This is a genomic window from Chryseobacterium sp. FW101-FHT12H09 (assembly GCF_058790395.1).
Window position 1 is genome coordinate 412,038 of sequence record NZ_JBYTCP010000001.1, and the last position, 13,143, is coordinate 425,180.

Annotated in this window: 15 protein-coding genes; 11 read left to right on the forward strand and 4 right to left on the reverse strand. The window is 33.7% G+C overall.

Features of this window, described 5'->3' with window-relative positions:
• Positions 1-95: 95 nt before the first annotated feature.
• The 4 genes from lysS to AC3WRL_RS01840 all read right to left on the reverse strand — a co-directional run bounded on the left by lysS (position 96) and on the right by AC3WRL_RS01840 (position 3,425).
• Positions 96-1,793, reverse strand: coding sequence for a lysine--tRNA ligase (gene lysS / locus AC3WRL_RS01825; RefSeq protein ID WP_492329605.1), 1,698 nt, complete (start codon positions 1,791-1,793; stop codon positions 96-98).
• A gap of 112 nt (positions 1,794-1,905) precedes the next feature.
• Positions 1,906-2,835: a 23S rRNA (adenine(1618)-N(6))-methyltransferase RlmF gene (rlmF, locus tag AC3WRL_RS01830; RefSeq protein WP_492329606.1), complete on the reverse strand. Its 930-nt coding sequence runs from the start codon at positions 2,833-2,835 to the stop codon at positions 1,906-1,908.
• A gap of 3 nt (positions 2,836-2,838) precedes the next feature.
• Complete coding sequence (locus AC3WRL_RS01835; protein ID WP_492329607.1) at positions 2,839-3,213, reverse strand: c-type cytochrome; 375 nt, start codon at positions 3,211-3,213, stop codon at positions 2,839-2,841.
• Positions 3,213-3,425, reverse strand: coding sequence for a hypothetical protein (locus AC3WRL_RS01840; protein WP_492329608.1), 213 nt, complete (start codon positions 3,423-3,425; stop codon positions 3,213-3,215). The genes AC3WRL_RS01835 and AC3WRL_RS01840 overlap by 1 nt, the downstream gene beginning before the upstream one ends.
• Positions 3,426-3,675: 250 nt before the next feature.
• On the opposite strand from AC3WRL_RS01840, the gene AC3WRL_RS01845 reads away from it, so the two are divergent.
• The 11 genes from AC3WRL_RS01845 (at position 3,676) to AC3WRL_RS01895 (ending at position 12,958) form a co-directional block, all read left to right on the forward strand.
• Positions 3,676-4,209 carry a hypothetical protein gene (locus AC3WRL_RS01845; RefSeq protein ID WP_492329609.1) on the forward strand — a complete coding sequence of 178 codons (534 nt, stop codon included), beginning with the start codon at positions 3,676-3,678 and terminating at the stop codon, positions 4,207-4,209.
• A gap of 263 nt (positions 4,210-4,472) precedes the next feature.
• Positions 4,473-5,894 carry an anthranilate synthase component I family protein gene (locus tag AC3WRL_RS01850; RefSeq protein WP_214833756.1) on the forward strand — a complete coding sequence of 474 codons (1,422 nt, stop codon included), beginning with the start codon at positions 4,473-4,475 and terminating at the stop codon, positions 5,892-5,894.
• 64 nt (positions 5,895-5,958) lie between these two features.
• Complete coding sequence (locus AC3WRL_RS01855; RefSeq protein ID WP_214834032.1) at positions 5,959-6,558, forward strand: anthranilate synthase component II; 600 nt, start codon at positions 5,959-5,961, stop codon at positions 6,556-6,558.
• A gap of 38 nt (positions 6,559-6,596) precedes the next feature.
• Positions 6,597-7,583 carry an anthranilate phosphoribosyltransferase gene (trpD, locus tag AC3WRL_RS01860; RefSeq protein WP_214833759.1) on the forward strand — a complete coding sequence of 329 codons (987 nt, stop codon included), beginning with the start codon at positions 6,597-6,599 and terminating at the stop codon, positions 7,581-7,583.
• Between the two features lie 52 nt (positions 7,584-7,635).
• Positions 7,636-8,415 carry an indole-3-glycerol phosphate synthase TrpC gene (gene trpC / locus AC3WRL_RS01865; protein WP_492329610.1) on the forward strand — a complete coding sequence of 260 codons (780 nt, stop codon included), beginning with the start codon at positions 7,636-7,638 and terminating at the stop codon, positions 8,413-8,415.
• The gene (locus AC3WRL_RS01870; RefSeq protein WP_492329611.1) at positions 8,415-9,071 is read left to right on the forward strand and encodes a phosphoribosylanthranilate isomerase; all 657 of its coding nucleotides are present in this window, start codon (positions 8,415-8,417) and stop codon (positions 9,069-9,071) included. Before trpC ends, AC3WRL_RS01870 begins: the two co-directional genes overlap by 1 nt.
• Positions 9,068-9,583: a hypothetical protein gene (locus tag AC3WRL_RS01875; protein ID WP_214833768.1), complete on the forward strand. Its 516-nt coding sequence runs from the start codon at positions 9,068-9,070 to the stop codon at positions 9,581-9,583. The genes AC3WRL_RS01870 and AC3WRL_RS01875 overlap by 4 nt, the downstream gene beginning before the upstream one ends.
• Positions 9,584-9,750: 167 nt before the next feature.
• Positions 9,751-10,929, forward strand: coding sequence for a tryptophan synthase subunit beta (gene trpB / locus AC3WRL_RS01880; protein WP_492329612.1), 1,179 nt, complete (start codon positions 9,751-9,753; stop codon positions 10,927-10,929).
• A 134-nt stretch (positions 10,930-11,063) separates the two neighbouring features.
• Entirely contained in the window at positions 11,064-11,798 is a 735-nt protein-coding gene (gene trpA / locus AC3WRL_RS01885; RefSeq protein ID WP_214833774.1) for a tryptophan synthase subunit alpha, read from the forward strand.
• 44 nt (positions 11,799-11,842) lie between these two features.
• Positions 11,843-12,571 (forward strand): lipoyl(octanoyl) transferase LipB, encoded by a 729-nt coding sequence (gene lipB / locus AC3WRL_RS01890; RefSeq protein WP_214833777.1) that lies wholly within the window; start codon positions 11,843-11,845, stop codon positions 12,569-12,571.
• A 15-nt stretch (positions 12,572-12,586) separates the two neighbouring features.
• The gene (locus AC3WRL_RS01895; RefSeq protein WP_214833779.1) at positions 12,587-12,958 is read left to right on the forward strand and encodes a hypothetical protein; all 372 of its coding nucleotides are present in this window, start codon (positions 12,587-12,589) and stop codon (positions 12,956-12,958) included.
• Positions 12,959-13,143 lie beyond the last annotated feature (185 nt).

Here is a 13,143-nt window from a genome sequence, read left to right on the forward strand (position 1 = left end):
GAGTTTTCTAAATAACGGGAAATATCAACTTATAGTTTATAGCACAAAAAAATCCTGAAGCATTGTTCAGGATTTAATATATTATTGTAAAGTTTTTAAACCAGTTTCATCAGAACCTGATCCTCAATCTTCTCTACTTTTACTAAATTATTTTTGGTTAAAGTCTTAGATGCTTTATCCCATTTTTTTCCAGATAGCTGGCTTCTTTCTTTAACTTCAGCTAAAGAGAATGGTTCCTCCTGAGAGTTTAAGATCTCAAGGATCACTTTTTCATCTTCACCTAATTCAATTTGAGGAACTGTTTTTTCCGGTCTCATCTGAGGGAAGAATAATACTTCCTGAATTGATGCATTATCCGTTAAGAACATGATCAATCTGTCCATCCCAATTCCTAATCCTGAAGTTGGCGGCATACCGTATTCCAAAGCTCTTAAGAAGTCCTGGTCGATAAACATCGCTTCATCGTCACCTCTTTCTGATAAAGTCATTTGTGCTTCGAAACGTTCTCTCTGATCGATTGGGTCATTTAACTCAGAATATGCGTTCGCAATTTCTTTTCCACAAACCATTAGTTCAAAACGCTCTGTTAAGCCTTCTTTGCTTCTGTGTTTCTTCGTTAATGGAGACATTTCAATAGGATAATCAGTAATAAAAGTTGGCTGAATGAAGTTTCCTTCACATTTTTCACCGAAGATCTCATCAATTAATTTTCCTTTACCCATTGTTTCATTTACATCGATTCCGATAGATTTAGCAAAAACAAACAATTCCTGCTCAGTCTTTCCTGTAATATCAAAACCTGTATATTTTTGGATCGCTTCGGTCATAGAAACTCTTGGATAAGGAGCTTTCCAATTAATGGTATGTTCTCCAAAAGTAGATTCTGCATTTCCGTTCACCTGACCTGCACAGAATTCCAATAATTTCTCTGTGAAATGCATCATCCAGTTGTAATCTTTGTAGGCTACATAGATTTCCATCGCTGTAAACTCTGGATTATGTGTTCTGTCCATCCCTTCATTTCTGAAGTTTTTAGAAAACTCATATACCCCATCAAATCCACCCACGATCAATCTTTTAAGATATAGTTCGTTGGCAATTCTTAAATATAAAGGAATATCTAAGGCATTGTGATGCGTAATAAAAGGCTTTGCAGCAGCTCCTCCCGGAATCGACTGAAGAATAGGTGTTTCCACTTCAAAGTATCCAGCATCATTAAAGAAAGTCCTCATGGCATTGAACAGTTTTGTTCTCTTTACAAAGATCTCTTTAATATGAGGATTTACTGTTAAATCTACATAACGTTGTCTGTATCTTAATTCAGGGTCGTTAAACGCATCATGTATTACGCCATTCTCATCCGTCTTCGCTTGTGGAAGAGGACGTAGAGATTTAGTAAGAAGCGTAAAGTTCTTTACCAATACCGTCTTCTCTCCTACCTGCGTGGTAAAAAGATCACCTTCAATACCGATAATATCTCCGATATCTAAAAGATGCTTATAAACTTCATTATATAAGGTTTTATCTTCTCCCGTACAAATTTCATCTCTGTTGAAATACACCTGAATTTTACCTGTAGAATCCTGCAATTCAGCAAAAGAAGCCTTCCCTTGAATTCTTCGGGACATCAATCTGCCAGCAATCTTCACCTGTTTACTTTCAGAAAAATCCTGTTTTATAGATTCTGTTGTATCTGTAATTTTGTATTCTTCTGCAGGGAACGCATTGATTCCCATTTCAACAAGCTTATTAAGCTTTTCTCTTCTAATGATTTCTTGTTCTGATAATTGCATTTCTTATTTTTCTAAAAGCCTACAAATTTAGGCATTTTTGAGTTGACTGTCAATGACTTTTACCAGAAATATAATTTATTTCTGTAAAAATGCAGTTAAAGAGAAAGTTATTTTACAAGAACCAATCTTTTCGGTCCTGTTGAGGAATAAACGTCCAAGCCAGTATTCTACTTATCTTTTGTCCCTGAGCCATATCAACGGTTTTAAAATCTGCTACTTTGACTTTTTTTAAGAGCATGGTTAGCTTATGTAAATTATCCTTTTTAGAAACTAAACAGGTAAACCAGAGGATTTGAGACCCATATAATGTACTTTCATTGATCATATTTGCAATGAAAGCCAGTTCACCACCTTCGCACCACAATTCTGATTGTTGTCCACCAAAATTAAGTAAAGGTTTCTGCACTTTTGACCTGTTAAGATTTTTAGTTTTCCTGACATTTCCTTTTAGTGCAGATTCTTCTGAATCATGAAAAGGAGGATTACACATCGAAAATGCAAACCGATCTCCAACACCAATAATGTTCTTGAATATATTATTGGGTTTTAACTGTTGTTTTAATTGAATAGCAAATGACAAATCGGGATTATGGTCTAAAATACGTTGGGCATTTTCCAAAGAATCTTTATTGATATCTGTACCCAACATTTTCCATCCATAAGATCTATGGGCAATTAAGGGATAAACTAAGTTTGCCCCCACTCCCACATCTAAACCTGATATCGAAATTCCGCTTGGAATTTCACTTTGCTGTTCGGATAATAAATCTGCAATATAATGTACATAATCAGCTCGTCCTGGAATGGGTGGACATAGATTAACCTCAGGAATGTCCCAATTCTTAATATTATAAAAGTGCAGCAATAAAGCTTTATTAAGCAGTTTAACCGCCTTTGGAAGGCTGAAATTAATGGTTACCGTTTGATAAGCATTAATGAAAACATACTGTTTCAGTTCTGGCACACAAGAAATAAGTTGATCAAAATCATAGGGATTGCGATGTAAATTTCTTGTGTGCAGACTGGATTTTTCAGTAGTCATATTTTATTTTTTCTGACTTAAAATATATTCTACCATTTTTTTAGCATCTTCTTTAGAAACCTGAGGATGGGGCTGCATGGGTACACTTCCCCAAGCTCCACTTCCGCCTTCTATAATTTTGGAAGCCAGCATTTCAATATCTTTTTCAGAATACTTATCTGCTATTTCCTGATAAGAAGGTCCTATCATTCTTTCATTTACTGTATGACACCCTGTACAATCTAATGTTTCAATAATCTGACTTCCCGAAAGATTAGTTTTTGCAGGTTCCGAAACAACAGATGTTTCTGAAGAGGAAGCGTCATCAGGTGTATTTTCTTTTTTGGAACAGGAAAGAATTAAAAATCCAATGCATCCTGTCAAAAATAATTTCTTCATTATTTTTTCGCAGTAGAGTCTGTTTTAGCAGCTGGTGTTGCAGCAACAGGTGCAGCAGCGGTAGCAGGTTTAGCTTTTGTAGAATCTACAACAGTCGTTGCTTCAGGTTCCTCAAGCATTGTGTTGCTGTCTTGTAATGAATGATCTGGGGCTTTTTTGCAGTTTACAACTAATAAACCTCCGATAAATGCAAGTGCTAATACTTTTTTCATTATTTTTTCTATAAAATTTAAGCAAAAGTATAAAAAATAAATTTTTAAACTGATGATAAATATCCCTTTTAATAATAATTTATCTGGAATATAATCATTAAATGGTCGCATATTTAAATAAAAATTTTAATTTTAAACCATGATCTTTATTTCTAAAATTCTGTTTTTCACAAGCCATCATGGTTTTTATACTGTGATACTTCTTATTATTTTTTTCTGTTTTCTGTCATTTATTACTAAAAAGTGGTGGATGCTGCTTCCTATTATTCCTTTGTCAATTGCAAATGGATTCGCAGGACAGTTTTTAAATGCATGGTTTTTAAATAAATACGGCATTGAAAGCACAGCAATAATCACTTCAGATGTTGAAACAAATTCTACTTTAAATGATCAGTATATCCATGATTATGAAGCCATTGTAAAGAAACAGGATGGAAAATATGTGACTACGAATTTTTCAACCACCTCAGCATCCATATACCCTATTGAAAATGCCATTCGTATCCCACAAGTAAACAAGACTTTTCCTGTAAAATACATTCCGGGTTATGAGAAAAATATAGTCATTCTTTACAATGAATCTGAGGAAGGTAAAAACTTACGTCAATATGAAATGCAGGCTCCCATTAATACTGCAAAAATTAAATATGAAGCAGATCCGACCAATAAAGAATTTATACAAGAATACATTTCCGCTTTAGAGGCTTATTTACAGGTATATAACGATAAAAATTACAGCATAAAATTAGAAGAATTGAAGAATAATTTAAAACAATTGAAATAGTTAATTTTATCTTAAGTTTTTTTAATTTTCATTTTTTTTAGTTTTTGATAATAAAAAATTATCTACATTTGTGCCATGTTTAATACGAGCAATAATTTTTGGTGGTGGCATTCAAACTCTTCGTCGGGTCTGAAGTTATTATCATGTTGCTAACTGTTAAGCTACGCTTACAGAAAATAAGATAAAACAAAATACAAAGACTTTGACGGATTCCGTTGAAGTCTTTTTTTTATTATTTAATCTCAAACAAAATAAAACAGCAAATGTTTAACAAAAAAATAAAAGTAAAAACAGTTTCGAAAAAAACATTGGGGGATCTCCAGACTCCAATGAATATCTATCTACAAATCAGAGATAAATTTAGAGATACCATTCTTTTGGAGAGTTCAGATTCTAAAAATATCGATAATAATTTTTCTTTTATTGCAGTAAATGCCATTGCTGGAATTGAGGTAAAGAATCTAAAAGAGTTTGAAATAAAGCTTCCCAATTCAGAACCTGTAAAACAATTCATCATCGATCATAAGATAGCAGATATTCTGCATGATTTTTCTTCAGTTTTCGACTGTGAGAAAACGGCAGATCCTATTGAAGAAACTGCACAAAATCTTTTTGGATATACCAGTTTTGAAGCAGTTCAGTTTTTTGAGAATGTCAATTTTAAAGCACAAAGTGAAGAGGTTGAAATTCCTTTAGTCAGATACAGACTATACCAATATGTCATTGCTATTAATCATTACAATGATGAGATGCATTTTATTGAAAATCAAATTGAAGGTGTTAAATCTGAACTTTATACGTTGGAAAATTTAATAAAGAACAAAAGCTCAGTAGTCTATCCTTTCGAAAAAACGGGGGCGGAAACTTCAAACATTACTGATGAAGAATATCTTGAATTGGTAAAAACAGCTCAGAGACACTGTATGCGAGGAGACGTTTTCCAATTGGTACTAAGCAGAAGGTTTGAGCAAAAATTCCTGGGTGATGAGTTCAATGTGTATCGAGCTTTAAGAAATATCAATCCTTCTCCTTATTTATTCTTTTTCGATTATGGAGACTATAAATTATTTGGATCCAGTCCCGAAAGCCAGTTAATTATTAAAGATCATAAAGCGATCATCCACCCTATTGCCGGAACATTCAAAAGAACCGGAAACTTTGATATCGATCTGCAATCTATTGAGGAATTAAAAAATGATCCTAAAGAAAACGCAGAACATACCATGTTGGTGGATCTGGCAAGAAATGATCTTGGGAAAATGGGGAAAAATATTACCGTTACCAAATTGAAAGAAATTCAGCTTTTTTCTCACGTTATCCATATGGTAAGTGAAGTTACAGCGGAATTACCAAGAGATACGAATCCTTTTGAGGTTGTTTCATCCACCTTTCCACAAGGAACTCTAAGTGGCGCACCCAAGCACAAAGCTCTTCAGCTGATCAATAAATATGAAAAAGATTCCCGTGGCTATTACGGAGGTTGCATTGGAATGGTGGGACTTAATGGAACCTGTAATCAGGCAATCATGATCCGAACTTTTCTAAGTAAAAACAATACGTTATTTTATCAGGCAGGAGCAGGATTAGTAGCCAAATCAAACCCTGAAAGTGAATTACAGGAAGTTAATAATAAACTAAATGCATTAAAAAAGGCAGTAGAAAAAGCTGACAAACTAAATTATTAGTTGTTTGTACTTTAATATTAAAATTTTGTACAATAAATGCTAACCAATAATGATAAATAAAGAGATGAATAAAAATATAGAAGGTCAATCAACAGCTAAAGTTTTAGTTTTTGATAATTATGATAGCTTTACCTATAATCTTGTACAGATTATTGAAAAAATTCTAAATCAGAAAGTAGATGTCTTCAGAAACGATGAAATAAGTTTGGAAGATATTGACAAATATGATAAAATCATTCTGTCACCCGGTCCAGGAATTCCTGAAGAATCAGGGATTTTATTGGATTTAATCAGAAAATATGCCTCCACAAAAAGTATTCTGGGAGTTTGCCTTGGGCAGCAAGCTATTGCCGAGGCTTTTGGTGGAAAGCTAATTAATCTTTCTGAAATTTTTCATGGCGTAGCCACGACGGCTGAACTGACAAAAGATAAAACAAAACTCTTTCAAAATTTATCTTCAGGACTTGAGGTAGGAAGATATCACAGTTGGGCTGTAGATCCCGACCAATTTCCTGAAGAACTGGAAATAACAGCTGTTGATAAAGATGGAATGATTATGGCCTTGCAGCATAAAACCTATGATGTACATGGTGTACAGTTTCATCCTGAAAGTATTTTAACTCCTGATGGAGAAGTAATCATTAAAAACTTCCTTTTACATTGAAAACATTAGAAAGCGCCTCAACCATAAAAACACCACAAATGAAAGAAATTTTGCAATATTTGTTTAATCATCATACCTTATCAAAATCTGAAGCTAAGGCTATCATGATTGAAATTGCTCAAAATAAGTTTAACACAACGGAGGTCACTGCCTTTATTAGTGTTTTCCTTATGCGTAATATTACGTTGAGAGAATTGGAAGGCTTTAGAGAAGCATTGTTACAAATGGCTGTTCCTGTAAATATAGATGCCAGTGATGCTATAGATATTGTTGGAACCGGAGGTGATGGGAAAAACACTATTAATATTTCAACATTGGCAAGTTTTGTTATTGCCGGAGCCGGGCAAAAAGTAACTAAACATGGAAATTATGGAGCTTCAGCAGTTACAGGTTCTTCCAATGTTTTAGAAGAGCTCGGTTATCAAATGAATAATGACTCTGAAAAGCTAAGCCGTGATCTTGAAAAAGCCAATATCTGCTTTTTACATGCTCCCTACTTTCATCCTGCCCTTCAATCTGTTGGTGCATTACGAAAATCGCTAGGGTTAAGAACATTTTTTAATTTATTAGGTCCGTTGGTAAATCCTGCTAAACCAAAATTTTCCGTGATCGGAGTTTATAATCTGGAGATTGCAAGGATTTATCAATATCTATTACAAAAAGATTCCCAGGAGTTTATTCTTGTTCATGGTCTGGATGGTTATGATGAAATAAGCTTAACCCATGACAGTAAAATTATTACCAAAAAAGGTGAGAATATTTATTCAGCGGAAGATCTTGGATTTGATCCGGTAACTCCAGAAAGCATACAGGCAGGTAAAACAATTCAGGAAGCGGCAACTATTTTCAGAAACATTTTAGAAGGTAAGGGAACAGAATCACAAAACTCTGTGGTTTTGGCAAATGCTTCCATTGCGCTTTATCATACCGAAAAATTCGGGAGTTATGATGATTGCCTTTTATTGGCTCAGGAAAGTTTACAAAGTGGTAGAGCTTTGAGAAGTATGGAACTATTATTGGAATAATAACAATGGATAAGATTTGATTGAAATAAAAGCATAAAAAAACACACATTAAATGACCATATTAGATAAAATTATATCGAAAAAAAAGGAAGAAGTTGCTTTTTCAAAGGCAAGTATTTCCATTGAAGAATTAAAAGATTCTGTTTTTTTTGGAAGACAAACCAAATCTTTAAAAACGTCGCTAAAAGAAAAAAGCGGAATTATTGCCGAATTTAAAAGACAGTCACCATCAAAAGGAATTATCAACAACAAGGTTTCTCCTTTAGAGGTTGTTTCTGCGTATGAAAATTTTGGAGCAAGCGGAATTTCTATTCTGACAGATAGCGATTTTTTTGGGGGGAGTTTTGAAGATATCCTTAGTGTTCGGGATCATATTGCAGTTCCTATTCTTAGAAAAGACTTTATGATCGACGAATACCAGTTCTATGAAGCGAAAAATATGGGTGCTGATGTAATCCTATTAATTGCTGCTTGTCTTTCTCCTGCGCAGGTTTTGGAATTCACAGATTTATCTCATAAGCTCGGATTGGAGGTTCTACTGGAAATCCATACTGAAGAAGAACTGAAGCACTACCACTCTGCCATTGATTTGGTGGGAGTAAATAACAGAAATCTGAAAGATTTTAAAGTTGACCTACAACATTCTGTTACATTAAAAAATCAGCTACCAAAGGAAGTCTTATCTGTTGCCGAAAGTGGAATTTATCATAATGAAGATTTTCATTATTTGAAAGAAAAGGGTTTTGATGGATTTTTGATGGGTGAATATTTTATGAAGAATGAAAATCCTGCGAAGGCATTTGGGGAATTTATCGATAATGTAGCTGTATAATGACAGACAACAACTTACATATAAAAGTTTGCGGTTTATCAGATCTGGATCAAATTCACGAATTAATTTCTATGAATATTGACTTCCTTGGATTTATATTCTATAAAAAATCACCCAGATATGCACTTAATCGTTTAAGTTTAAAGGATATTTCGAAAATTATTCATCAGGGAAAAGTAGGTGTTTTTGTAAATGCGGAACCAGATATTATATTAGAAATTGCGAAACAGGCTGATCTGAATTTCATTCAGCTTCATGGTGACGAAAGCCTGCATTATATTTCGGAATTAAGAAAAAAGCTAAACCCTGCTACTAAGATTATAAAAGTATTTAGAATAGCCAACACAATAGAAGAGCTGAAGTCTACAATTAAACATTTACAATTCGATGTGGACTACATTTTGTTTGATACAGACAGTCAGTCATTTGGAGGAACAGGAAAGCAATTTGACTGGTCATTATTGAATGAATTGGAAATAAAAATCCCCTATTTCTTAAGTGGAGGGATCTCAGAGGAAAATATTGATAACGTAAAAACCCTAAATCAAAGGCCTTTTGCTCTGGATATCAATTCAAAATTTGAGATCACACCAGGAGTTAAGGATTTGGAAAAAGTACGTTTATTTAGGTCTAACCTATTAAACTCAAACCTATGAATATAAAATCATTAAAAAAACAGTTTTATCAGGTATTGTTTCCACCAAGGTTTGATAATAAAAATGTAAAAAAACTTTATCAATTTATATCCGAAAATGATAGTACAACGGACTTCTGGGAAATGGGAGGTTTATTATCCCAATTTATTGATATCATTAAAGATTTTGATGAACTGGACATTCAATATTTTTTTAAAACCATTCATTTATGGGATGGATATCATCTGGTGATGATCGCAGACAAACTTATGGAAAACACGGTTAGAACCAATGTTAACTATGATTTGGGGAAAATATACTTTAAGATCTTCCTATCATATGAAAAATTAGACTCTTATTATTTACTGGACAATCTGGAACTGATATTTAAAATGTATCACTCAAAACTTGATATGGAAACTTTAATCAGTATAGCGAGTAAAATAAAATTTTTATATATGAACAAGCAGATCACCAGACAACAGTTTGATCATAATCTGTCATTTATCAATAATGTAAACAATGATTTATAGCATTAAAAAGACAGAAGAGCTGACAGACTTTAAAATAAAAAGATCCATAGAGCTTTGGGAAAATAAAATGATATCTCAATTATTCACTTATCTGAAGAAAATAAAAACCTGCTCAAACAGCTTGATTCAACGGATCCCGATTATTTAATACAATAACAATAAAGAAAATGAATTATAAAAACCCGGATAAGAATGGATATTATGGAGAATTCGGAGGGGCTTTCATTCCTGAAATGCTTTACCCCAATGTAGAAGAGCTCCAAAAAAACTATCTTGAAATCATCGAATCTGAAGAATTTCAGAAAGAATATCAGTATTTACTAAAAAACTATGTAGGACGAGCTACTCCACTTTATTTTGCGAAGAATTTAAGTAATAAATACAATACGAACATTTATTTAAAAAGAGAAGATCTCAATCACACAGGAGCACACAAAATCAACAATGCACTTGGTCAGGTACTATTGGCAAAACGTCTTGGAAAAACCAGGATCATTGCTGAAACCGGTGCTGGACAACATGGTGTTGCCACAGCTACAGCCTGTGCTTTGCTTGGGTTGGAATGCATCGTTTATATGGGTGAAGTAGATATTCAAAGACAGGCTCCCAATGTAGCAAGAATGAAAATGTTGGGTGCAGAAGTGATTCCTGCAACTTCAGGATCAAAGACATTAAAAGATGCCGTTAATGAAGCCTTAAGGGATTGGATCAACCACCCGGTAACCACCCACTATGTGATTGGAAGTGTGGTAGGACCGCATCCTTTTCCTGATCTTGTTGCCAGATTTCAAAGTATTATTTCAAAAGAGATAAGGGAACAGCTTAAGGAACAGATCGGAAGAGAGAACCCTGATTATGTCATCGCCTGTGTGGGTGGTGGAAGCAATGCCGCAGGAACTTTCTATCATTTTGTAGAAGAAGAAAGTGTAAAAATTATTGCCGCAGAAGCAGGTGGTTTCGGCGTAGAATCAGGGAAATCAGCTGCTACTACTTTTCTTGGAACTTTAGGTGTTTTACACGGCAGTAAAAGTCTTGTTATGCAGACGAATGACGGGCAGGTAATTGAGCCCCACTCTATTTCTGCAGGTTTAGATTATCCGGGAATCGGACCGTTTCATGCTCATTTATTTAAAGAAAAGCGTGCTGAATTTTTCAGCATCAATGATGATGAAGCCTTAAAATGTGCTTTTGAACTGACCAAACTAGAGGGTATCATTCCTGCATTGGAAAGCTCTCACGCTCTGGCAGTTTTAGATAAAAAGAAATTCAATGAAAATGATATTGTTGTCATCTGTTTAAGCGGACGTGGTGACAAGGATATGGAAACGTACTTAGCTAATCTTTAATCTGTAAAAAGTATTTATGTAAAATGATTTTGAAAGTTACCAAAGAAAATCATGCTTCTTTAATTTAAAGATGATAATTCACTGGAGATATCATCAATATATTATACATGAATACATCAATACAATTTAACTCTATGAAAAAACTCAACATATACTTCACGGCGGGGATTCCACAACTGGAAGATACTGCTGATATTATAAAATTAATACAGGATTCCGGAGCGGATATGATGGAAATCGGAATGCCTTATTCTGATCCTGTCGCTGATGGGCCAGTTATTCAGAAAGCCCATGAACTGGCACTGGAAAATGGCATGACGATTGAAAAACTACTTTCACAACTGAAATCCATTAAAAATGAGATCAAAATTCCGATTATTTTAATGGGTTACATTAATCCTGTTTTAAGTTTTGGTTTCGAAAATTTCTGCAAAGAATGTTCGGAAAGTGGAGTTTCAGGCTTAATTATTCCCGACCTTCCTCCTATTGAATTCGAGAAAAACTATCAGCAAATCCTTAAGAAGTATGATCTCAATTTTACATTTTTAATCACCCCTGAAACTTCGGATGAAAGGATTTTATATTTAGATTCTCTAAGTTCAGGATTTTTATATGCTGTAAGTTCCTCATCTACAACAGGAAATAAAAATGCTGTTTTGAAAAATGAAGACTATCTTTCCAGGATAGCCTCTCTTCCGCTTAAAAATCCGGTGATGATTGGCTTTGGAATAAAATCTAAAGAAGATTTTGAAAACGTAACCGAAAAAGCGGATGGTGGAATTATAGGAACTGCTTTCGTGAATATATTACTGCAAAATAAAGATTGGAAGATCAATGCCATAGATTTTATAAATTCAATAAAGAATTAAAAATCACTAAATTTGTATATCGAAAAATGGTATGATATCAACATATGAATACAAATCAAAATAAAGTAGTAGACTTTGAAGATTTAGGCATCAAGGATTATCAGTCCTCATGGGATTATCAGGAAAAACTGATGAAGGATATTATTGACACCAAAATAAAAAATCGTGACCTACCTGCTGAACAGCATATGATCACTCCCAATCATTTACTTTTAGTAGAGCATCCTCATGTTTATACTTTGGGAAAAAGCGGACATGAAGAAAACATGTTAGCCGGTATTGATCAATTGAAGGAGATCGATGCTACTTTTGTAAAGGTCAATCGTGGTGGAGATATTACCTATCATGGATATGGACAGGTTGTGGGTTATCCTATTTTAGATCTTGAAAACTTCTTTACGGATATCCATTTGTATATGAGGAATCTGGAAGAAGTAATTATCAGAACTATTGGAGAATATGGTCTCAAAGGAGAGCGTTCCCAAGGAGAAACAGGCGTTTGGCTGGATCCAGGGAAACCTTATGCCAGAAAGATCTGTGCAATGGGCGTAAAAGCTTCTCGTTGGGTGACCTTACATGGCTTTGCTTTAAATGTGAATACCGATATGCGATATTTTGAGTATATTATACCTTGCGGCATAAAAGATAAACAGGTTACTTCCTTAAAAAGAGAACTTGAAAGAGAGCTTTCTCCTGAAGAAATGAAGGATATCAAAACTAAGATCACAAAGCATTTTGCGGATGTTTTTGGAGCTCAGCTTACAAATAGATAGTCCTTTTCTACACCTGTGGAAAATAATCATATTGAATTAGAACCTGGAATAGAAAGTAAAATTAAAATTTCTTTTGCCGTTTTCTTTGGACTTATTATAGGTTTCATCGCTATATATGAATATTTCTATGGTGAAGAAAATGTAAAAAAACAGCTTCTGCTTATAGAAAATCATTCAACTGTTGTTGATATTTACAATAACAGAGAAGAACATAATTTTTTATACGTAAAGTATTCTAATGGAAGAAAAAAGATTTTAGAGTTTGAGTATAAAATTGGTGATTCCATTTCAAAAAGTAAAGGAGATTCCATTGAGTATATTTTCAGAAATGGAAAAATAATTAAAAATAATTTATTTGAGAGACATCGGGAAAGTGTTGGTTTCTAAAGAATGATTAATTGATTTCATTTTTGTCATTCCGTAGGAATCTAAATTTAGAATTGTATATTAAAGTCTAGATTCCTACGGAATAACAAAGTCCCATGTTTTAATTATATATTTATTATTTTACGATTAATTTCGTTGGATTCCTGTTTAAGATAATTCTAATAATATTCAAAATATTTTTATAT